The organism is Sphingomonas psychrolutea (genome assembly GCF_014636175.1).
GTDB classification, from domain to species: domain Bacteria; phylum Pseudomonadota; class Alphaproteobacteria; order Sphingomonadales; family Sphingomonadaceae; genus Sphingomonas; species Sphingomonas psychrolutea.
The window spans coordinates 105,139-124,864 of the sequence record NZ_BMDW01000001.1; the positions used below are offsets into that span (position 1 = coordinate 105,139).

General features: G+C 65.6%; 19 protein-coding genes. 7 read left to right on the forward strand and 12 right to left on the reverse strand.

The window, feature by feature from the left end; genetic code table 11:
• Window positions 1-23: 23 nt before the first annotated feature.
• Both IEV62_RS00485 and IEV62_RS00490 read left to right on the forward strand, forming a co-directional pair.
• Entirely contained in the window at window positions 24-4,034 is a 4,011-nt protein-coding gene (locus IEV62_RS00485; RefSeq protein ID WP_188444808.1) for a putative inorganic carbon transporter subunit DabA, read from the forward strand.
• Window positions 4,031-4,279 carry a hypothetical protein gene (locus IEV62_RS00490; RefSeq protein WP_188444809.1) on the forward strand — a complete coding sequence of 83 codons (249 nt, stop codon included), beginning with the start codon at window positions 4,031-4,033 and terminating at the stop codon, window positions 4,277-4,279. The genes IEV62_RS00485 and IEV62_RS00490 overlap by 4 nt, the downstream gene beginning before the upstream one ends.
• A 9-nt stretch (window positions 4,280-4,288) precedes the next feature.
• Here the strand turns inward: IEV62_RS00490 and IEV62_RS00495 are convergent, their stop codons facing one another.
• The 12 genes from IEV62_RS00495 to IEV62_RS00550 all read right to left on the reverse strand — a co-directional run bounded on the left by IEV62_RS00495 (window position 4,289) and on the right by IEV62_RS00550 (window position 13,177).
• Entirely contained in the window at window positions 4,289-5,176 is an 888-nt protein-coding gene (locus IEV62_RS00495; protein ID WP_188444810.1) for an HpcH/HpaI aldolase/citrate lyase family protein, read from the reverse strand.
• Window positions 5,173-5,625, reverse strand: a complete 453-nt coding sequence (locus IEV62_RS00500) for a MaoC family dehydratase (protein WP_188444811.1) — start codon at window positions 5,623-5,625, stop codon at window positions 5,173-5,175. The genes IEV62_RS00495 and IEV62_RS00500 overlap by 4 nt, the downstream gene beginning before the upstream one ends.
• A gap of 16 nt (window positions 5,626-5,641) precedes the next feature.
• Window positions 5,642-5,995 carry a HesB/IscA family protein gene (locus IEV62_RS00505; RefSeq protein WP_188444812.1) on the reverse strand — a complete coding sequence of 118 codons (354 nt, stop codon included), beginning with the start codon at window positions 5,993-5,995 and terminating at the stop codon, window positions 5,642-5,644.
• A gap of 135 nt (window positions 5,996-6,130) precedes the next feature.
• Window positions 6,131-6,589 carry an SUF system Fe-S cluster assembly protein gene (locus IEV62_RS00510; protein ID WP_188444813.1) on the reverse strand — a complete coding sequence of 153 codons (459 nt, stop codon included), beginning with the start codon at window positions 6,587-6,589 and terminating at the stop codon, window positions 6,131-6,133.
• Entirely contained in the window at window positions 6,586-7,851 is a 1,266-nt protein-coding gene (locus tag IEV62_RS00515) for an aminotransferase class V-fold PLP-dependent enzyme (RefSeq protein ID WP_188444814.1), read from the reverse strand. Before IEV62_RS00515 ends, IEV62_RS00510 begins: the two co-directional genes overlap by 4 nt.
• A complete protein-coding gene (locus IEV62_RS00520) occupies window positions 7,848-8,672 on the reverse strand; it encodes a SufD family Fe-S cluster assembly protein (RefSeq protein ID WP_188444815.1) in 825 nt (274 codons plus the stop codon). The genes IEV62_RS00515 and IEV62_RS00520 overlap by 4 nt, the downstream gene beginning before the upstream one ends.
• A 127-nt stretch (window positions 8,673-8,799) precedes the next feature.
• A complete protein-coding gene (sufC, locus tag IEV62_RS00525; RefSeq protein WP_188444816.1) occupies window positions 8,800-9,543 on the reverse strand; it encodes a Fe-S cluster assembly ATPase SufC in 744 nt (247 codons plus the stop codon).
• 97 nt (window positions 9,544-9,640) lie between these two features.
• Window positions 9,641-10,030: a hypothetical protein gene (locus IEV62_RS00530; protein WP_188444817.1), complete on the reverse strand. Its 390-nt coding sequence runs from the start codon at window positions 10,028-10,030 to the stop codon at window positions 9,641-9,643.
• The gene (sufB, locus tag IEV62_RS00535) at window positions 10,027-11,514 is read right to left on the reverse strand and encodes a Fe-S cluster assembly protein SufB (RefSeq protein ID WP_188444818.1); all 1,488 of its coding nucleotides are present in this window, start codon (window positions 11,512-11,514) and stop codon (window positions 10,027-10,029) included. Before sufB ends, IEV62_RS00530 begins: the two co-directional genes overlap by 4 nt.
• Window positions 11,514-11,927: an SUF system Fe-S cluster assembly regulator gene (locus tag IEV62_RS00540; protein WP_188444819.1), complete on the reverse strand. Its 414-nt coding sequence runs from the start codon at window positions 11,925-11,927 to the stop codon at window positions 11,514-11,516. Before IEV62_RS00540 ends, sufB begins: the two co-directional genes overlap by 1 nt.
• Before the next feature lie 81 nt (window positions 11,928-12,008).
• The gene (locus IEV62_RS00545; RefSeq protein WP_188445008.1) at window positions 12,009-12,863 is read right to left on the reverse strand and encodes a helix-turn-helix domain-containing protein; all 855 of its coding nucleotides are present in this window, start codon (window positions 12,861-12,863) and stop codon (window positions 12,009-12,011) included.
• Window positions 12,864-12,997: 134 nt separating this feature from the next.
• Window positions 12,998-13,177 carry a hypothetical protein gene (locus tag IEV62_RS00550; protein WP_188444820.1) on the reverse strand — a complete coding sequence of 60 codons (180 nt, stop codon included), beginning with the start codon at window positions 13,175-13,177 and terminating at the stop codon, window positions 12,998-13,000.
• Between IEV62_RS00550 and IEV62_RS00555 the strand changes: the two genes are divergently transcribed.
• The 5 genes from IEV62_RS00555 (at window position 13,165) to IEV62_RS00575 (ending at window position 19,669) form a co-directional block, all read left to right on the forward strand.
• Entirely contained in the window at window positions 13,165-14,199 is a 1,035-nt protein-coding gene (locus IEV62_RS00555; protein WP_188444821.1) for a quinone-dependent dihydroorotate dehydrogenase, read from the forward strand. The two genes, IEV62_RS00550 and IEV62_RS00555, sit on opposite strands and share 13 nt — an antisense overlap.
• A gap of 32 nt (window positions 14,200-14,231) precedes the next feature.
• A complete protein-coding gene (gene ggt, locus IEV62_RS00560; protein WP_188444822.1) occupies window positions 14,232-15,977 on the forward strand; it encodes a gamma-glutamyltransferase in 1,746 nt (581 codons plus the stop codon).
• A 95-nt stretch (window positions 15,978-16,072) separates the two neighbouring features.
• Window positions 16,073-17,821, forward strand: coding sequence for an AMP-dependent synthetase/ligase (locus IEV62_RS00565; RefSeq protein ID WP_188445009.1), 1,749 nt, complete (start codon window positions 16,073-16,075; stop codon window positions 17,819-17,821).
• A gap of 125 nt (window positions 17,822-17,946) precedes the next feature.
• Complete coding sequence (locus IEV62_RS00570; RefSeq protein ID WP_188444823.1) at window positions 17,947-19,272, forward strand: NAD(P)/FAD-dependent oxidoreductase; 1,326 nt, start codon at window positions 17,947-17,949, stop codon at window positions 19,270-19,272.
• Window positions 19,273-19,378: 106 nt separating this feature from the next.
• Entirely contained in the window at window positions 19,379-19,669 is a 291-nt protein-coding gene (locus IEV62_RS00575) for a GIY-YIG nuclease family protein (RefSeq protein ID WP_188444824.1), read from the forward strand.
• Window positions 19,670-19,726: the final 57 nt, after the last annotated feature.

Here is a 19,726-nt window from a genome sequence, read left to right on the forward strand (position 1 = left end):
AATACAGCGCTTGGGGGAAACCGGTGCCATTCGATCTCTTGCCCTTCACCGCCCCGCTCACGCTGCTGCTGAGCGCGGCCATCGCCTTTATCACGCCACCGCGCAGCATTCGCGGGGTGGCGCGCTTGGCGGAAGGCGCGGCGCTGGCGGCGGTTGCAGTGGCGGCCATTTCAGCGGTCGTGCTGATTAGCCACGGGCCGGTCGAAAGCCGCGTGATCGGACTTGCGGGCGTCGGCTTTGCCGCGCGGCTCGACGCGGTCAGCGTAACGTTGGCGCTGCTGGTGTCGTTCGTTGGATGGATCGTGGTGCGCTATTCCGGGACCTATCTCGACGGGGAAGCGCGGCAAGGACGCTTCACTGGCTGGCTGTGCGTGACGCTGGCGGCCGTGCTGCTGCTCGTCCTGTCGGGGGATCTGGTGCAGCTCGTCCTCGCCTGGGTGGCGACGAGCCTCGGGCTCCACCGGCTATTGCTTTTCTATCCCGATCGCGTCGCGGCACAGCGCGCGGCGCGCAAGAAATTCGTCACCGCGCGGGCCGCCGATGCAGCCCTAGTCGGTGCAGCGGCGCTGCTCGTCATCAGCTACGGAACGAGCAACATTGCCGCGATCCTGACTGCCGCGCGCGCCGGGGAAGGCGGCGGTCTTGCGGTGGCCGCCGCCGGGCTGCTGGCAATCGCCGCGCTGCTCAAATCGGCGCAGTTTCCGCTCCACGGTTGGCTGACCGAAGTGATGGAAGCGCCGACCCCGGTCTCGGCGCTGCTCCATGCGGGTGTCATCAATGCCGGCGGCTTCCTCCTGATCCGCTTTGCCGACGTCATGCTGTTGGCACCCGGCGTCCTCGCGGTGCTGGTGATGATCGGCGGGCTGACCGCTTTGTTCGGCGGGGTGGTGATGCTGACCCAGCCGGCGGTGAAGACCTCGCTTGCCTGGTCGACGGTCGCACAAATGGGCTTCATGATCATGCAATGCGGGCTGGCGCTGTTCCCGCTCGCGCTGCTGCATATCGTCGCGCATTCGCTGTACAAGGCGCATTCGTTTCTTGCCTCGGGCGGCGCAGTCGAGCGGATCGCGGTCACGCGTCGTCCCGGGCCGGTGGCAATCCCCAATACCAAGGCCGTTGGCCGCGCGTTTCTGGTCGCGCTCGGCATCTATGGCGCGATCGGCGCGGCATTCGGGTTCCACCACCAATCGCCGCAAGGCATTGCGCTCGGCGCGATCCTGATTTTCGGGATCGCCTATCTCTTCGCGCAGGGCTTTGCCGATGCCGCCCCGCGCGCGCTGACGCGGCGCGTGGCGGTCTATGCCGTCGCGGCGTCGATCGGCTATTTCGCGCTGCATGGCCTTGCGCAGTGGCTGACCACCGACGCGCTGCCCGCAACCCCGATGCCGGGGCCGCTCGAATGGGCGCTCATCGTGCTTGCGGTGCTGAGCTTCGGGTTGGTCGCGATCGCGCAGGCGATGTTCCCGCTCTGGGCCTACCACCCCGCCGCCGCCGGTCTGCGCGTCCATTTGTCCAACGGCGTTTACGCCAACGCCCTGTTCGACCGGTTGCTCGGCGGCTGGACGGTGCAGCCGGTGCGCATGTCGGGCAAGGAGAGGAAGCCAATGGCTAAGCGATTCGAACCGCAGACTGTCGATCCCAGCGCGCTGTTCGAAGCCGCCGATGCGGCGGCGCGCGCCATCCCGCCGGTCTGGCCACTGGCGTCGAGCGTCGCGGTGAACCCCTATTTCGGCCAGAGCGACCAGACCCTTGCCGAGACCGCCGCATTGCTGGCGCGCGTTGCCGGTGCCCCCGTCACAATGCCGCGCCACTGGTATCGCGCCCGCATCGCCGACGGCACCGTGAGCGATGACGATCTCGCCGCCGCACTTGCGATCGCGCCTGCAGCGCTTCGTCCCGACTCGGTCGCTGCGCTGAAGACCGCAACCGAGCGGTCGTCGGAGCCGATCGCGGCGCTGCCGACGATTGCCGATCTGGCGGCGGCGGCATCGGGGATCGACTGGCCCGGTATCATCGCCGAGCGCTTCGGTGCCTGGGCAGCAGCCTATTTCGACGAAGGGCAAGCCTTGTGGGCGGCCCCCACGGGACGCAGCGCCTACGCCGCCTGGCAGGCGGTCGCGACGCATGATCTGACGCCCGAAATTGCCGGTCTGGTGGGGTTTGCACGCTTCGTCGCCGACGCGCCCGAGACGGCGGCGGAGGCAAGCGCGCGCGCCGCCGGACAATTGGGCTTCCCCGCTGCAGCCGCGCAGACCTATTTCCATAGCTTGCTGATCACGCTCGGCGGGTGGGCGCAATACGCGCGCTACAAGCTCTGGCAAGCCGAGCTCAGCGGGGCGAATGATGCTACGATCACCGACTTTCTGTCGATCCGCTTATTGTGGGAAGAAGCGCTGTTCGCCCGCTACGCACCGCTGATCGCGGGACAATGGGACGCAGCGATCGCGGCGCACGCGCAACCCGTCGCGCCCAGCGCCGACGCGATCGTCGATGCCATCTTGCAGGAAGCATGCGAACGCGCGGCGCAGCGTGATCTTGGCCGGACGCTATCGGCAGCGCACCCCGTCGCCGATCCGACCCCCGTCATCCTGCAAGCAGCATTCTGCATCGACGTGCGATCAGAGGTTTTCCGGCGCGCACTCGAATCGGTGCATCCCGGCATTCAGACGTTGGGGTTTGCGGGCTTTTTCGGGCTGACCGCATCGCATCGCCGCTTTGCCTCCGATGTGGCAGAGCATCGTTTGCCGGTGCTGCTCAATCCCGGCCTCACCTCGCGTTCGGGCGAAAACGCAGACTTCGATGCCGATACGCTCGCGCGCTACAAGGCCCGCGCGACGCGGGCATGGGGCCGCTTCAAGCTGGCGGCGATATCCTCGTTCGCCTTTGTCGAGGCGGCGGGGCCGGTCTATATCGGCAAGCTGCTGCGCGACGCCTTCGCGCTCCACGCCAATGCCGTGCCCAACGATCCGCCACCGCACGCCGAACCGCCGCTCGATCTGGCAGCGCGGATCGGCATGGCGGAATCGATCCTGCGGGCGATGTCGCTCACGCGCGATTTCGCGCCGCTCGTTCTGCTGGTCGGGCATGGTGCGAACGTCGTCAACAATCCGCATGCGAGCGGCCTGCAGTGCGGCGCGTGCGGCGGCTATTCGGGGGAGGTCAATGCGCGCTTGCTGGCGGGACTGCTCAACGATCCCGCGATCCGCGACGGTCTGCGCGCGCGCGCTATTCTGATCCCGGCGGCGACCTTGTTCCTCGCCGCGCTGCACGACACGACTACCGACACGGTGTTTATCTATGCCGGCGACCATCCCTCGCCCGAGCACCGCGCCGCCGTGATCCGCGCGCGCGGGTTGCTGGCGGATGCGGGCGCCCTGACGCGCGGGGAGCGCGCGCTGCGCCTGCCGCGCGCTCTGTCCGAAAGCTGCCTGACCCGGCGCAGCCGCGACTGGGCCGAAACCCGCCCCGAATGGGCGCTGGCGGGATGCAAGGCGTTCATCGCCGCGCCGCGCAGCCGCACCACGGGCAAATCACTGCAGGGTCGCGCGTTCCTGCACGACTATCATTGGCCCGACGATGCGGGGTTCGGCGTGCTCAAGCTGATCATGACCGCGCCCGTCGTTGTGGCGAGTTGGATCAGCTTGCAATATTACGGATCGAGCGTGGCGCCCGATCTGTTCGGCGGCGGCAACAAATTGCTCCACAATGTCGTCGGCGGGATCGGCGTGGTCGAAGGTAATGGCGGGACGCTGCGCGCGGGGCTGCCATGGCAATCGCTGCATGACGGCGTTGCCTTGGCGCACGAGCCGCTGCGGCTGAGCGTGTGTATCGAGGCGCCGCGCGAGGCGATGACCGCGATCCTCGAACGGCATCCGGCGGTGCGCGCCTTGTTCGACAATCGCTGGCTCCATCTCTTCGCGCTCGATGATGCCGGGCAGATGGCGTGGCGCTATCGTGGCGATCTGGCGTGGGAAGCGGTCGTCGCCGCGGAACTCGCCGTCGCCCCGGCGCGCGATCCGGCGGTCCAGGCATGACGCCGAACCGTCAGATGGAAGTAGCGCGACCGGAGCCCGAACTCCGCATCGCAGCGGCGGACGCACGGATCGCCTGGGTGCTGGATCACCCGCGGATGAGCGATTGGCTCAAACAGGCGTTGCGGGCGGCGGAGGGGGCCGATCCGGTCGCGTTGCAGAACGACATGGAAATGATCCGGCATTTGCTGCTGCCGCGCTGCCAGGCGCAGATCGATCTCGCTTTGGCAACGGCGTCGGTGGGGTAAGGCGCGCGGTTACGGCGTCGCGGCGGCGAGCGCCAGCACCGCCTGGGCTTGCTTCAGATGCGGTATGTCGGTCATCCGGCCGTCGATCGCGACGGTGCCCGCGCCCGGCGAAGCAGCAAACGCCGCGACGACCCGCTCGGCATGCGCAATCTCCTCGGCAGACGGCAGGAAGCTTTCGTTGATCGCCGCGACTTGCGCCGGGTGGATCGCGAGGCGCCCGGTAAAACCCTCGCCGCGCGCGGCGCGCGACGTTGCGCGCAGACCCGCCTCATCGCGGAAGTCGACATACAGCGTGTCGATCGCCTGCACCCCCGCCGCTTTCGCACCCATCAAAGTGAGCGATCGCACCAGCCGATAGGTCAGCGCCCACCCGCCGGTGGGATCAAGGTTGGTGCTGGCACCGAGCGCGGTCGCCAGATCCTCCGCCCCCCAGGTCAGCCCAAGCAGCCGATCGAGCTTGGCACCGGCATAATCGCCGAGCGCAAACGGCGCAGCAGCCGTCTCGCTCGCCACCGGCACAATCCGGATCGACCCCGCCGCGATGCCCGCCTGCGCCTCAAGTGCATCGAGATAGTAAGACAGCTGCGCGATATCCGCCGGGCCGCCGCATTTCGGCAGCATCACCCCATCGGGCGCGGCGGCAACCACCGCGACCAGATCGTCGAGCGCCAGGCCGCTGTCGAGCGGGTTGATCCGCACCCACAGTTGGCTGGTGCGCGCGGATGCGGGACGATCGCGCAGGAACGCCGCAACGAGCGCCCGCCCGCGCGGCTTGTTCTCCGCCGCAACCGAATCTTCGAGATCGAGGATCAGCGCATCCGCGCCCGTGCCATCCGCCTTGCCCAGTTTCTTTTCGCTGTCGCCGGGGATGAACAGCCAGGATCGGAGCAGGCTCATGCCGGTTTCTTCCGTTGCAGGCCGCTGCGCTTGCACGTCGCGACCAGTTCGTCGCGCTGATTGTACGCACGGTGGAGAAAGGTGACGATCCCGGCAGTGGGCCGCGATTTGGACTCGCGAAGATCGGCCACCTCGGTTTCGATCCGCAGCGTATCGCCGATGAACACGGGTGCCGGAAAGCGCACTTCGTCCCAGCCGAGATTGGCGATCGCGGTGCCGAGTGTCGTATCGCCGACCGACACGCCGACCATCAGCCCCAGCGTAAAGGTCGAATTGACGATGATCCGGCCATAGTCGCTGTCCTTCATCGCCTCGGCATCAAGGTGCAGTGCCGCCGGATTATGCGTCAGCGTGGAGAAGAGCAGGTTATCGGTCTCGGTTACCGTCCGGCGGATCGCGTGGTGGAAGGTCTGTCCGACCGTTAATTCGTCGAACCAAAGTCCTGCCATGTCGCCTTATCCCCAATCAGACCGTGAAGCTCTCGCCGCACCCGCATTCCCCCTTGGCATTGGGGTTGACGAAAACAAAGCCCGCCGCGAAATCATCTTCGACCCAGTTCATCGTGCTGCCGATGAGATACAGGATCGATCCGCCATCGACGAACAGCGTACCGCCGGGCGTATCGATGCGTTCGTCAAACGGCTTGGCGTCGCTCACATAATCGACCGAATACGCCAGGCCCGAACAACCGCGCCGCGGAGTCGACAGCTTCACGCCGATCGCATCGGCGGGTGCCTTCGCCATCAGATCGGCGATCCGCGCCTCGGCCGAAGCGGTCAGGATCAGCGCGGCGGGGCGGGTGCGGGTGGTCGTGGTCATCGGCGTCTCTTTCTTCTTTAGCCCCTCCCCTTCAGGGGAGGGGGTGGGGGTGGGGCCGTGCCGCCTAATCCACCGCCGGAATGCGCGGAGAGGCCCCACCCCAACCCCTCCCCTTCAGGGGAGGGGCTTGATGCATTACAGCATGCCCAATTCAAGTTTCGCATCGTCGGACATCTTGGCCGGGTCCCAGGCGGGTTCCCACACCAGATTGACCTCGGACGATCCGATCCCCGGCACCGCGCCGACGCGCAGTTCGACTTCGGTCGGCATCGTCTCGGCGACCGGGCAATGCGGCGTGGTCAGCGTCATTGTGACGACGGCGTGGCCGTCGGTGGTGACATCGACGCCGTAAATGAGACCGAGATCGTAGATGTTGACGGGGATTTCCGGATCGTAAATGTCCTTGAGCGCCGCGACGACGGCTTCGTACAATTCGCCGCCGGGTTCGCCCGCCGCTTCGACTTGCGGTTTTTGCGACAGAAAGCCTTCGAGATAGTCGCGCTTGCGCTCGCGCGTTTCAGTGGGCGCGTCGACGCGCGCGCGCGGTGGCTGCTCGACCGCGTTCACTTCCTCGATTTCGATCCGGTCGCTCATCCGAAAATCCTTGTTACGCGCGCTATGCCCTTGACCAGCGCATCCACATCGGCGGCGCTGTTATAGACCCCGAAACTCGCCCGCGCCGTAGCATCGACGCCGAGATACTCCATCAGCGGCTGCGCGCAATGATGCCCCGCGCGCACCGCAACGTGCGCTTCGTCCAAAATGGTGCCGATGTCGTGCGGATGCACGCCCTTGATGCTGAAGCTGACGATCCCGGCGGAATCCTCCGGGCCATAGAGTGTCACCGAATTGATCTGCGACAACGCGTCGCGCGTCAGCTTCACCAGCGCGGTTTCATGCGCATGGATGCGCGCCAGCCCGATGCTTTCAACATAATCGATTCCCGCCGCCAGCCCGAGCGCGCCGACGATATGCGGCGTCCCGGCCTCGAACCGCCCCGGTGCCGGGGCATAAGTCGTGCCTGCAAAACTGACCTTGTCGATCATCGCGCCGCCGCCCTGCATCGGCGGCATGGCATCGAGCAGCTCAGCCCGCGCCCACAACACGCCGATCCCGGTCGGGCCATAGAGCTTATGCCCGGACAGGACGTAGAAATCGCAGTCGAGCGCTGCCATGTCGAGCGTTATGCGCGGCGCCGCCTGACACCCGTCGAGCAGAATCTTCGCGCCGACCGAATGCGCGATGTCCGCCGCGCGACGCGCGTCGAGCACCGAGCCGAGCACGTTCGAGACATGCGCCAGCGCGACGATCTTGTGCGCCGGTGTGATCATCGCCGCCATCGCGTCGAGATCGATCTGGTAATCGGCGGTCAGTGGGAGGACGTCGATGTGCGCGCCAACACGCTCCGCCACCATCTGCCACGGCACGATGTTGCTGTGATGCTCGAGCTGGCTGAGCAGGATGCGGTCGCCCGCCTGCAGTTGCTCGCCCGCCCAGCATTGCGCGACAAGGTTGATCCCCTCGGTCGCGCCGCGCACGAACACGATTTCGTTCTCGGAAGCAGCACCGATGAAGCGGGCAACCGTCCGCCGTGCCGCTTCATAGGCGAGCGTCATGTCGGCGGAGCGTTGATACACGCCGCGGTGGACCGTGGCGTAGCTGGTGTCATACGCGCGCGTGATCGCATCGATCACGACTTGCGGCTTCTGCGCCGTGGCGGCGGTGTCGAGATACGCCCAGCCTGCCGGGATCGCCGGGAAATCGGCGCGGTGGTCGAGCGCGTTTATCCCTCTCCCGTTGGGAGAGGGAGGGAGCGGCAAAGCCGCGGAAGGGTGAGGGTGCAGCGCAATCGTCATAAGTCACCCTCACCCTTCCCACTCGGCTTCGCCGAGCGGACCCCTTCCCTCTCCCGTTGGGAGAGGGAGCTGTCGAGCATCCGCTCCAAAGCCCCTTGTGCGGCTGCCTCGACGCGGGCGCGCTCGGCGTCGTCAGCAATCCCTTCGAACACCGATCCGATGAACGCGCGGAGCAACAGCGCCTTGGCTTCGGCGGGGGCAATCCCGCGCGAGGCGAGGTAGAACAATGCATTCGCGTCCAACTCGCCAACCGTCGCGCCGTGCGCGCACTTCACATCGTCGGCATAGATTTCAAGTTCAGGCTTGGCATTGGCGGTGGCGGTGCGCGTCAGCAGCATCGCTTTCACCGATTGCGATGCATCGGTCTTCTGCGCATGCCGCGCGACCGCGACCTTGCCGAGATACGACCCCGTCGCGCGCCCGCCCAGCACCGAACGCACAACCTGGTTGGAGGTCGAGTTCGGCTCGATATGGTTGAGCGTGGTGACGATCTCGAGCGTCTGCGCGCCACCACCGAGCATCGCCGCGCCGAGTTCGAAGTGCGAACCTTCGTGACACGTCACGTCGATGGTCACGCGACCGAGCTGGCCACCGGTGTTGAGCACGTGGAAGGTTGCGGTGGCGCCCTCGCGCAGGATCACGCGGTAATCGCGAATCGCGACGGCGTCGGTCGCGGCATCCTGCACGATGACGCGCGACACCTGCGTGCCAGCCGGAACGTCGATCACGTCGGCGGCCGCGACGGGCCAGACCGAGGCGACGGCTTCGAGATCGGAATAGCGCCAAGCCTCATCGCGGCGCGTTGGAAGGGCAACGCTCATTGCCTCCCCTCCCTGGAAGGGAGGGGTCGGGGGTGGGTCGGTATGAGGAGCGCGGTCTGCCCGAACAACGGGCCGACCCACCCCCAGCCCCTCCCTTCCAGGGAGGGGAGGAAACAGGAGAAAGCGCTCATGCCGCCACCCCGGCATAGCCTTCGCGCTCAAGCTCCAGCGCCAGTTCCGGCCCGCCCGAGCGCACGATCCGCCCGCCCGCCAGCACATGCACGAAATCGGGCGCGACATAATCGAGCAGCCGCTGATAATGCGTGATCAGGATCACCGCTTTGTCGGGCTTGCGCATGATCCGGTTGATGCCGTCGCCAACGACGCGCAACGCATCAATGTCGAGCCCGCTGTCGGTCTCGTCGAGGATCGCCAGCATGGGATTGATAATGCCCATCTGCACCATCTCGTTGCGCTTCTTCTCGCCGCCCGAAAAGCCGACATTGACCGGGCGCTTGAGCATCTCCTGGTCCATACTCAGCGCATCGGCCTGCGCGCGCGCGAGTTTGAGGAACTCGGCACCCGACAACGGCTTCTCGTCGCGCCCACGGCGTTGCGCGTTCAAGGATTCGCGCAGGAACTGCACGTTCGATACACCGGGGATTTCGACCGGATATTGGAAGCCGAGGAACAGGCCCGCGGCGGCGCGCTCGTGCGGGGCGAGGGCGAGCAGGTCTAAAGTCCCGAAAGTTACGCTACCGGCGGTAACCTCATACCCCGGCCGCCCACCGAGCACATAGCCGAGCGTCGACTTGCCGGCGCCATTCGGCCCCATGATCGCATGGATCTCGCCCGCCTTGACGGTGAGCGAGAGGCCCTTGAGGATTTCCTTACCGTCGATTTCGGCGTGGAGGTCGGTGATTTTAAGCACTAAAATTTCTCGCAACTGAGATGGACTTCAAGCCGCACCGTCCGAGGCGCGGTGGACCGCGGCACACGGCCGGAGTGTCGAGTGAACGTGGTGCGTCTCACAACGCCTTCCCCGAGCATTGCCGCAGATATTGTGTGCGGAAATACCCCAGCATGTCCTGCTCCGACTGATCGAGCACGCGCTGATCGGCGAGCGCTTCGGTACGGTCGACAAGACTTTCGGCGACGAGGGTGAGGCTTTGCTCGGTATCGACCTTGGCTTCTTTGGCGTGCAGCACGCGACGCCGTTCCGCGAGCTCGACGCGCGCCGCCGCGATCGCGCGCTGCTCCTGATAGGAGACGAGCAGAAACTGGCTGTGGCGTTTGTTGGCAGCGACGACGGTGTTGGTCACCGCGGTACGATCGCACTTGGCGATCGACACGACGAGGCTTTCGAAATCCATCGCGTCGGACGGCGGCACCGCCATAAGGGCAAGCGCCGCGATCATCCGACCGATCCCTCGAGGCTGATGCTCAACAGCTTCTGCGCCTCGACCGCGAATTCCATCGGCAGTTGCTGCAGCACTTCCTTGGCAAAGCCGTTGACGATCAGTGCCACCGCGCTCTCCGAATCGAGCCCGCGCTGCATCGCGTAGAACATCTGGTCGTCGCTGATCTTCGAAGTCGTCGCCTCATGCTCGATCTGCGCCGATGGATTGCGCACTTCGATATAGGGCACGGTGTGTGCGCCGCACTGGTCGCCGAGCAGCAGACTGTCGCACTGGGTGAAGTTGCGCACGCCCTCGGCGGTCGGCGCGACACGCACCAGCCCGCGATAGGTGTTGTCGCTGCGCCCGGCGGAAATGCCCTTCGACACGATCGTCGAACGGCTGCCCTTGCCGAGATGGATCATCTTGGTGCCGGTATCGGCCTGCTGGCGATTGTTGGTGACGGCGACCGAATAGAATTCGCCGACGCTATTCTCGCCCGCAAGCACGCACGATGGGTACTTCCACGTGATCGCACTGCCAGTCTCGACTTGTGTCCACGAAACCTTTGAGTTCTTGCCCTGGCAGAGCGCGCGCTTGGTGACGAAATTGTAGATTCCGCCCTTGCCCTCGGCATCGCCGGGATACCAATTCTGCACGGTCGAATATTTGATCTCGGCATCGTCCAGGATGACCAGCTCGACCACCGCGGCATGCAGCTGATTCTCGTCGCGCATCGGCGCGGTGCAGCCTTCGAGATAGGAGACATACGCCCCCTTGTCGGCGATGATCAGCGTGCGTTCGAACTGCCCGGTATTTTCGGCATTGATGCGGAAATAGGTCGACAAATCCATCGGGCAGCGCACGCCCTCCGGGATATAAACGAAGGTCCCGTCGCTGAAGACCGCGCAGTTGAGCGCCGCGAAATAATTGTCATGCTGCGGCACGACCTTGCCGAGCCATTTGCGGACGAGATCGGGATATTCCTTGATCGCTTCGGAAATCGACCGGAAGATCACGCCCGCGCTTTCCAGCTCCTTGCGGAAGGTGGTCGCGACCGACACGGAGTCGAACACCGCGTCGACGGCGACACGGCGCTTGGGGGTTCCGTCCTCGTTCAGTTCCTCGACCCCGGCGAGCAGCTTTTGCTCGGCAATCGGGATACCGAGCTTTTCATAGACGCGCAGGATTTCGGGATCGACCTCGTCGAGCGAGCCAAGCTTGGGCTTGGCCTTGGGCTCGGCGTAATAATAGGCGTCCTGATAATCGATCGGGTCCATCCGGAGCTTGGCCCAATCGGGCGTCTCCAGCGTCAGCCACAGGCGATACGCCTTCAGCCGCCAGTCGAGCATCCATGCGGGCTCGCCCTTCTTGGCCGAGATGAAGCGGACGGTGTCTTCGCTCAGCCCCTTGGGCGCGAATTCCTGCTCAATGTCGGAATGAAAACCCCATTCGTACGACTTGTTCGCGGCCTCATAGGCTTCGGCGTTCTTGAGGTCTTCCATTATGCAGGTATCCCAGACAGGCTAGCGAGCGAAACACCGCCGAGCGCACCGCGCACCGCGCCGTTGACGACATTCCAATGCGGCTTCACGCGGCAATCACCCTCAAGTGCGCAGTCGTGACGACCTTCGTCGACGCACGTCGTCAGCGCGATCGGCCCTTCGACCGCCTCGATGATCTCGGCGAGCGAAATCGCGGCAGCCGGGCGCGACAGGCGGAACCCGCCACCGGTGCCGCGCGCGCTCTCGATCAGCCCCCCCGCCGACAAGCGGCTCACCAGTTTCTGCACGGTGGGCAGCGGCAGACCGGTTTCCTCGGCCAGCGTGGTCGCGTTGAGCCGGCACGACGATCCGCAATGCCGCGCGGCGGCGGACATCATCACGACGGCATAGTCGGCAAGGCTGGAAAGACGCATGAAATCCAATCGGAGCGGATTGCTCCGATTGCAAATGGGGGTCCGCCCGAGTCGGGTCAACCCCCCTTTGCTCGCTCGGCGCTAGGTCCCGCTGATCAACGGCCCGACAACGCCATCCAGCGCCAGCCGCCCCGAAATCGTCAAGCGCGCCAGCACATTCGGCTCGGCACAGATTTGCCGCGGGGTGAGGCCGGTGAACTGCTTGATCTCGCGGATCATGTGCGATTGATCGTAAAAGCCGCGATCGACCGCATCGTTGACGGTTTCCTCCCCCGCGACCAACGCAACCGCCGCGCGCAACGCGCGATATTTGCGCGCCAGCAGCTTTGGCGGGAAACCGTAGAGCGCATTGCACTTGCGTTCGATCTGCCGCCGCGACAGCCCGGTCGCCCCGATCAGGCACGCCATTTCGGGCGAGGGCGTTGCCGCCAGCCAGGCTTCGACATGCTGCACGAACGGCGCTGGCCGGACGCCGGCACTGATCCGATCGCGGATCAGCGCCTCGACCAGTTGCGCGCGCGCTGCGACGCCCTGCACTCGTGCGAGCGCCGCGCTCGCCACCGCCAGGCGTCGCGCGCCGAACACGAGATCGGCATCGATCACGCGATTGAGCATCGTCGAGGCATCCACCCCGACGATCGCCGCCCACCCCGCTGCGGTCAGTCCAAGGCCGAAGATCGCGACCGGCCCCTCGGCGCGGACGCGCACCGCCCCACTCGTCGGGCCGACGACATGAACATCGGGCGCGTCCTGCGTGGTCCCATCGGCGAAGCAATAGCTGCCGTGACCCGCCGACAGGCGAAAGCGCAATTGCGCATTGTCGGCGCGCTCAACGTCCTCGAACATCGGCACATTGGCGGAAAAATCATAAAATAAAGTGACATAGTCGACGAGATCGGCTGCGGGAACGACATAGTCCAGCTCGATTTCGACCACCGCCAATCGCCCCCGCTTTGTGCCGAAGCAGCGTAACCTGTTCCCTGCACAAAGAAAAGTGGCCCGGCCAGACAGGCTGGCCGAGCCAAAGGAAAGAAGCCGCCGTGCAGCAGCCTCTTGGGTCGCGCCACCCTTCAACCACGTTCATGCAATGCCGTATTGTATGGAGTCGCCACAAAACCGCGCGAGATCGCTACCATTTCGGCTTTTTGCTTTCTGCGGTCTTCGTGCCAAGCCGCCGCGCCCGATAGAGGCCACCGCCCTTTGACCTTGCCCCGCACCAATGCCATCAGCGCGGGCGATGCTTTTTTCATTCCTCCGCCCCGTTGTGTTCATGCTCGAGGCGGAGCGTGCGCATGCCCTCACGATCCGGCTGCTTGCGGCGACCCCGCGCCTTCCGCATGCACGCGGTGCCGCCAGTTTGCGAACCACGGTCGCGGGCCTGGACTTCCCCAACCCGGTCGGGCTGGCGGCAGGGGTCGACAAGGACGGCCGCGCGATCGACGGGTTTTTCGGACTCGGCTTCGGCAGCGTCGAGATCGGCACGCTGACGCCGCTGCCCCAGCCCGGCAACCCGCAGCCGCGGCTGTTCCGGCTGGTCGAGGATGCGGCGGTGATCAACCGCATGGGCTTCAACAATGGTGGGATCGAGGCCGCATTACCGCGCGCCCTGGCCGCAAAGCGGCGCGGAATCCTCGGCATCAATGTCGGCGCGAACAAGGACGCCACCGACCGCATCGCCGATTATGTGTATGGCGTGACGGTGGCGGCGCAAGTCGCGGATTATATCACCGTCAATATCAGCTCCCCCAACACGCCGGGCTTGCGCGATTTGCAGCATGGCTCGGAGCTGACCGACCTGCTCGCCGCGTGCGACGCGGCGCGGCGGGCGCCGATCGCGCGCCCGCGCCTCTTCTTAAAGGTCGCGCCCGATCTCGACGCCACAGCGATCGACGCGATCGCCCGCGCCGCGGTCGAGCACCATATCGACGCGCTGATCGTCAGCAACACGACCGTGTCGCGCCCCGCGCTCCGCTCCCCTTATGCGGGCGAAGGCGGCGGCTTGTCGGGCGCCCCGCTCGCCACTCTCGCGCGCCTGCGCCTCGCCGATTTCCGCAGCGCGACCGGCGGCACGATGCCGTTGATTTCGGTCGGTGGAATCGACAGCGCTGACGAAGCCTATGCCCGCATTCGCAGCGGGGCGAGTCTCGTGCAGCTGTACACGGCGCTGGTCTATCACGGCCCCGGCCTGGCGCGCCGCATCGTGCGCGGTCTTGCCGCCAACCTGAAGCGCGACGGCTTCGCCTCGGTCGCCGAAGCGGTCGGCACTGGTTGACGTAGCGTCCCCGACCGTTACCGTTCGCGGCCATGAACAAGCTGCTCCTCGCCTTCCCACTGTTGTTACTCGCGCCCGTCGTGGCGGAGGCGAAGCGCACCCCGCCCAAGGCCGCCACCAGCCTCGGCATGATCAGCGCCGCCGACCCGCGCGCCGCTGCGGCAGGCGTCGAAATCCTGCGCAAGGGCGGCAGCGCGACCGATGCCGCGATCGCTACGATGCTCGCGCTTAACGTCGTCGAGCCGCAGAGCAGTGGCATCGGCGGCGGCAGTTTCATGGTCTATCACGATGCGGCGACCGGCAAGCTTGCGAGCTTCGACGGGCGCGAGCAGGCCCCTGCTGCTGCTGATGCGCAATGGTTTTACGGTGCCGACGGCAAGCCGCTGCCGGTCTTCACCGCGATTCCCGGCGGGCGCAGCGTCGGCGTGCCCGGGAATATTCGGATGATGGCGCTGGCGCATCAACGCTATGGCAAGCTGCCCTGGGCCAGCCTGTTCGGCCCGGCGATCAAGCTGGCGCGCGACGGCTTCGCGGTCAGCCCGCGGCTGCACGGCGGGATCGGCAATTATGGCAACCATATTGACCCGTGGGCGAAGGCGCATTTCTTCGCGAGCGATGGCAAAGCGGTCGCGACCGGCACGATCCTGAAGAATCCCGAACAAGCCGCCTTGTTCACCGCGATCGCCACCAAAGGCCCGAACGCTTTCTATACCGGGCCGGTCGCCGCGAAGATCGTCGCCACGGTCAATGGCGCGAGCAAGAACCCGTCGAAAATGACGCTCGCCGATCTCGCCAACTACCGCGCCAAGGAACGTGCCCCCGTGTGCGGCACGTACCGCGTCTACAAGATCTGCGGCATGGGCCCGCCGTCATCTGGCGGGATCGCGGTGCTGATGATCCTCAAGCAGCTCGAACGTTTCGACATGGCGGCGCTGGGCAAGGATTCGCCGGTCGCGTGGCACCTCTTTGCCGAATCGTCGCGGCTCGCTTATGCCGATCGCGACCTGTACCTTGGCGATCCCGATCATGTGACGGTGCCGGTCAAAGGCTTGCTCGACCCGACCTATCTCGCCGCACGCTCGGCGCTGATCTCGCCCGAACGCAGCATCACCGCGATCGCCGCCGGCACGCCCCCCGGTGCCCCACCGCGCGTCGCCGCCCCCAATGCCGACGTCCCCGGCACGACCGATCTTGTCGCGGTCGACCGGCGCGGCAATGTCGCCGAAGTCACGACGACGATCGAAAGCTCATTCGGCTCCGGCCTGTCGGTCGAGGGGACGATGCTCAACAATCAGCTGACCGATTTCGATTTTGTCCCCGCCAAGGGCGGCTATCTCGTCGCCAACCGCGTGCAGGGCGGCAAGCGTCCGCGCAGCTCGATGTCGCCGACGATCGTGTACGGCCCCGACGGCAAGGTCCGCATCGCGATTGGCGCGGCGGGCGGATCGACGATCATCGCGCAAGTTGCAAAAGCGCTCGTCGCGGTGCTCGACTGGAAAATGCCGGCGCAGGATGCGATCGGGCTTGGCTTGCTCTATGCGCCACAGCGCAACGCGATCGCCGAAAAGGGCACGCAGCTCGATGCGATGGTCCCCGCGCTGCAAGCGCTGGGCGAGCAAGTGTTCAGCGCGCCGCTCGGCCTGAAAGCCAATGCGATCGAGCGCGTGAACGGTCAGTGGATCGGGGCCGCCGATCCGCGCAGCGAGGGCGTCGCGATCCGTGAGGATGGCCAGACCACGCAGATCGTCCGCCAGATCGCGGTTCGCCCGCCCGAATAATCCTATCCGCGTAGCCGAACACGGCACGCCCGCCCCGGGAGAGACCCTTGACCAAGACCGTCCGTCGCCTCGAACAGTTCCCCAACCTTGTCGCCATGTTCCTCACGCGTGCCACAGAAAAAGGCGAAGCGCCGTTCCTGTGGCACAAAGCGGGCGGCGTCTGGGTGTCGCGCAGCTGGGCCGAGACCGCACGGCAGGTCGCGAGCATCGCCGCTGGCCTCAAGGCGATCGGGCTGGAAAGCGGCGACCGCGTCATGCTGGTCAGCGAAAACCGCCCCGAATGGTGCATCGCCGATCTCGCGATCATGGCGGCGGGGTGCATCACCGTGCCGACCTACATCACCAATACCGAGCGCGACCACACGCACATCATCGAGAATTCGGGTGCGAAGGCGGTGATCGTCTCGACCGCGAAGCTCGCCAAAACCCTCCTCCCCGCCGCGATCCGCGCGAGCAGCGCGAAGATCGTCATCGGCATCGAGGAATTGCGCGCGACGCAATCGGGTGCGCTCGAATTCCACCAGTGGAACACGCTGCTCGCCGAACATGCCGCCGACCCCGCGAGCATCGTCGCCACCGCGCGGCGCGAGGATACCGCGTGCATCATCTACACCAGCGGCACCGGCGGCGCGCCGCGCGGGGTGATGCAGCATCACGGCGCGATCCTGCACAACGTCAATGGCTGCTGCACCGTCATCTCGGAGGATTTCGGCTGGGACGACGAGATTTTCCTGTCGTTCCTGCCGCTCAGCCACGCTTACGAACATACTGGCGGGCAATATTTCCCGATCGGGCTGGGCGCACAAATCTATTATAGCGAGGGCCTCGACAAGCTTGCCGCCAATATGGAGGACGTCCGACCGACGATGATGATCGTCGTGCCGCGCCTGTTCGAAGTGCTGCGCACGCGCATTTCGAAGGCAGTCGAGAAGCAAGGCAAGCTCTCACGCTTCCTGCTCGCCCGCGCGCAAGTGCTGGGCGCGAAGAAGGCGGCGGGCAATGCCGGTCTGCTCGACCGCCCGATGGACTTGCTCCTCGGCGCGACGCTGCGCCCAAAGGTCGCGCAGCGCTTCGGCGGGCGGATCAAGGCGCTGGTCGCGGGCGGCGCGCCACTGACGCCCGAAATCGGCACCTTCTTCGAAGCGATCGGCGTCACCGTCCTGCAAGGCTATGGCCAGACCGAGGCCGCCCCCGTCATCTCGTGCAATCGCCCCAAGGTCGGGCTCAAGATGGACACGGTCGGGCCACCTTTGGTCGACACCGAAGTGCGCATCGCCGAGGATGGCGAAATCCTGGTGCGCGGCGAGCTGGTCATGAAGGGCTATTGGCGCAACGACGCCGAGACCGCGCGCGTGCTCAAGGACGGCTGGCTCCACACCGGCGATATCGGGCTGATCGACGCAAAGGGCCGGATCAAGATCACCGACCGCAAAAAGGACATCATCGTCAACGACAAAGGCGAAAACGTCGCGCCGCAAAAGGTCGAAGGGATGCTGACGCTCCAATCCGAAATCGCGCAAGCGATGATCTTCGGCGACCGGCGGCCGTATATGGTGGCGGTGCTGGTGCCCGATCCCGACTGGACGCAGGAATGGTGTGCCAGGGGTGGCGCTGGTTGCGACTTTAAGCAGTTGGCGGAAAACAGCGAATACCGCGCCGCGCTTGGCCTCGCCGTCGAGCGGGTCAATGCCGATCTGTCGGTCACCGAACGTATTCGCCGCTTCGTGCTCGCCGACGAACCGTTCGCGATCGAGAATGAGCAACTGACGCCGTCGCTGAAGATCCGGCGACACGTGCTGAAGGACGTGTACGGTGCGCGGCTCGAGGGGTTGTATCGGGGGTAAAACACGGCGTGTTCGGGCCGCGGCCTGTCCGCAACCCAATCTGGTAGAGACTGCGTCCGACAATCGCTTGCTTGAGTTCGCCTGCGCTCTTCTGGCAAGGGAGGCATGCGCTAACGATCGTGCGCATGGGGAATCCGGTGCCGAATCAAAAAACGCAAATTGTGGTGGTGGGCGGCGGCGCCGGTGGCCTGGAACTCGTGCGCAAGCTAGGCGCGCGCTATGGCCGCAAGCAGCACGACATCATCCTGATCGACCGCAACCTCACGCATATCTGGAAGCCGCTGCTGCACGAAGTCGCGGCCGGGTCGCTCGATGCCAATCTCGACGAAGTCGGCTATGGCGGCCATGCGGTGCGCTGGGGCTATCGTTTCTTCAACGGCAGCATCGAAAGCGTCGATCGCGTGAGCCGCACGATCACGACCACCCCGATGCTCGACGAACGCGGCGAGGAGATCATCGGGCGGCATGAGATCCGCTACGATTATCTCGTGATGGCGGTCGGCGGCATTTCGAATGATTTCGGCGTCCCCGGCGTGCGCGAGCATGCGATGTTCCTCGAGGATCGCCCGCAGGCCGACCGCTTCCGCCAGAAATTGCTCAACGCCTGCCTGCGTACCAACCACGCGCACCAGACCGGCGACCCGTTGGCGCGCGTCCGCGTCAGCATCGTCGGTGGCGGCGCGACCGGGGTCGAGCTTGCCGCCGAGCTTTACAACGCCGCCAAGGCGCTGCGGCATTATGGCCTGGAGGTGTTCGACGAGAGCAAGCTCGAAGTCTCGCTGATCGAGGCCGGCCCGCGCATCCTGCCCGCGCTCGACGAGGTGCTGGCGGCGACTGCCAAGCGCGAGCTCGAAAAGCTCGGCGTGCGCGTGCTCGACAACACGCAAGTCGTCCGGCTCGAGGATCGTGCGGTGCATACCGGCGACGGCGGCGCGATCGACGCCGATCTGATCGTCTGGGCGGCGGGCGTGAAGGGGGCCGAAGAACTCAAGACGATGAGCGATCTCGAGCTCACGCGCGGCAACCAGATCGTCGTGCGCCCGACGCTGCAATCGACCAGCGACGATCGCATCTACGCGCTCGGCGATTGCGCCTCGTGCCTGCTGCCGGGGCGCGACAAGCCGATCCCGCCGCGCGCGCAATCGGCGCACCAGATGGCGAGTCTGGTGTTCACCAACCTTGTGCGCGCGCAGGCCGGCGAGCCGCTCAAGAATTTCGTCTATCAGGACCACGGGTCGCTCGTGTCGCTCAGCCGCTTTTCGACCGTGGGGAGCCTGATGGGGAACCTCGTCGGCGGGCGGATGCGCGTCGAAGGCTGGATCGCGCGGATGGTGTATATGTCGCTGTACCGCATGCATTTGATCGCGATCCATGGCTGGTGGCGCGGCGTCGCGCTGATCGTGATCGGGCATGTGAACCAGATCGTGCGGCCGAAGCTGAAGCTGCATTGAGCCGCCGTCCGTCACCCCAGCGAAGGCTGGGGTCTCAGCGGTCCGACCCACCCTCGTCATGCCAGCGAAGGCTGGCATCTCAGGGTTTTCGCGCTAACATCGCCATATGGCGCGCGGGGGCTGGACTTACATCATGGCGAGCAAGGCTCGCGGTATACTTTACATCGGCGTGACCGCGCATCTCGCTGCGCGGGTTGATCAGCATCGCCGCGATGTCGGCTCTGCCTACTGCCGTCGCTACGGCATTCATACGCTCGTATTGGCGGAATGGCACGACGATATCGAAACTGCGATCGCGCGCGAAAAGGCATTGAAGGCTTGGAAACGAGCCTGGAAAATCCGTTTGATCGAAGAGAGCAATCCCGGGTGGGAAGATTTGTACCACCGGCTTGCCTGACGTCGCTGAGACCCCAGCCTTCGCTGGGGTGACGGCTGGGGGTGGACGGGTTCGGCG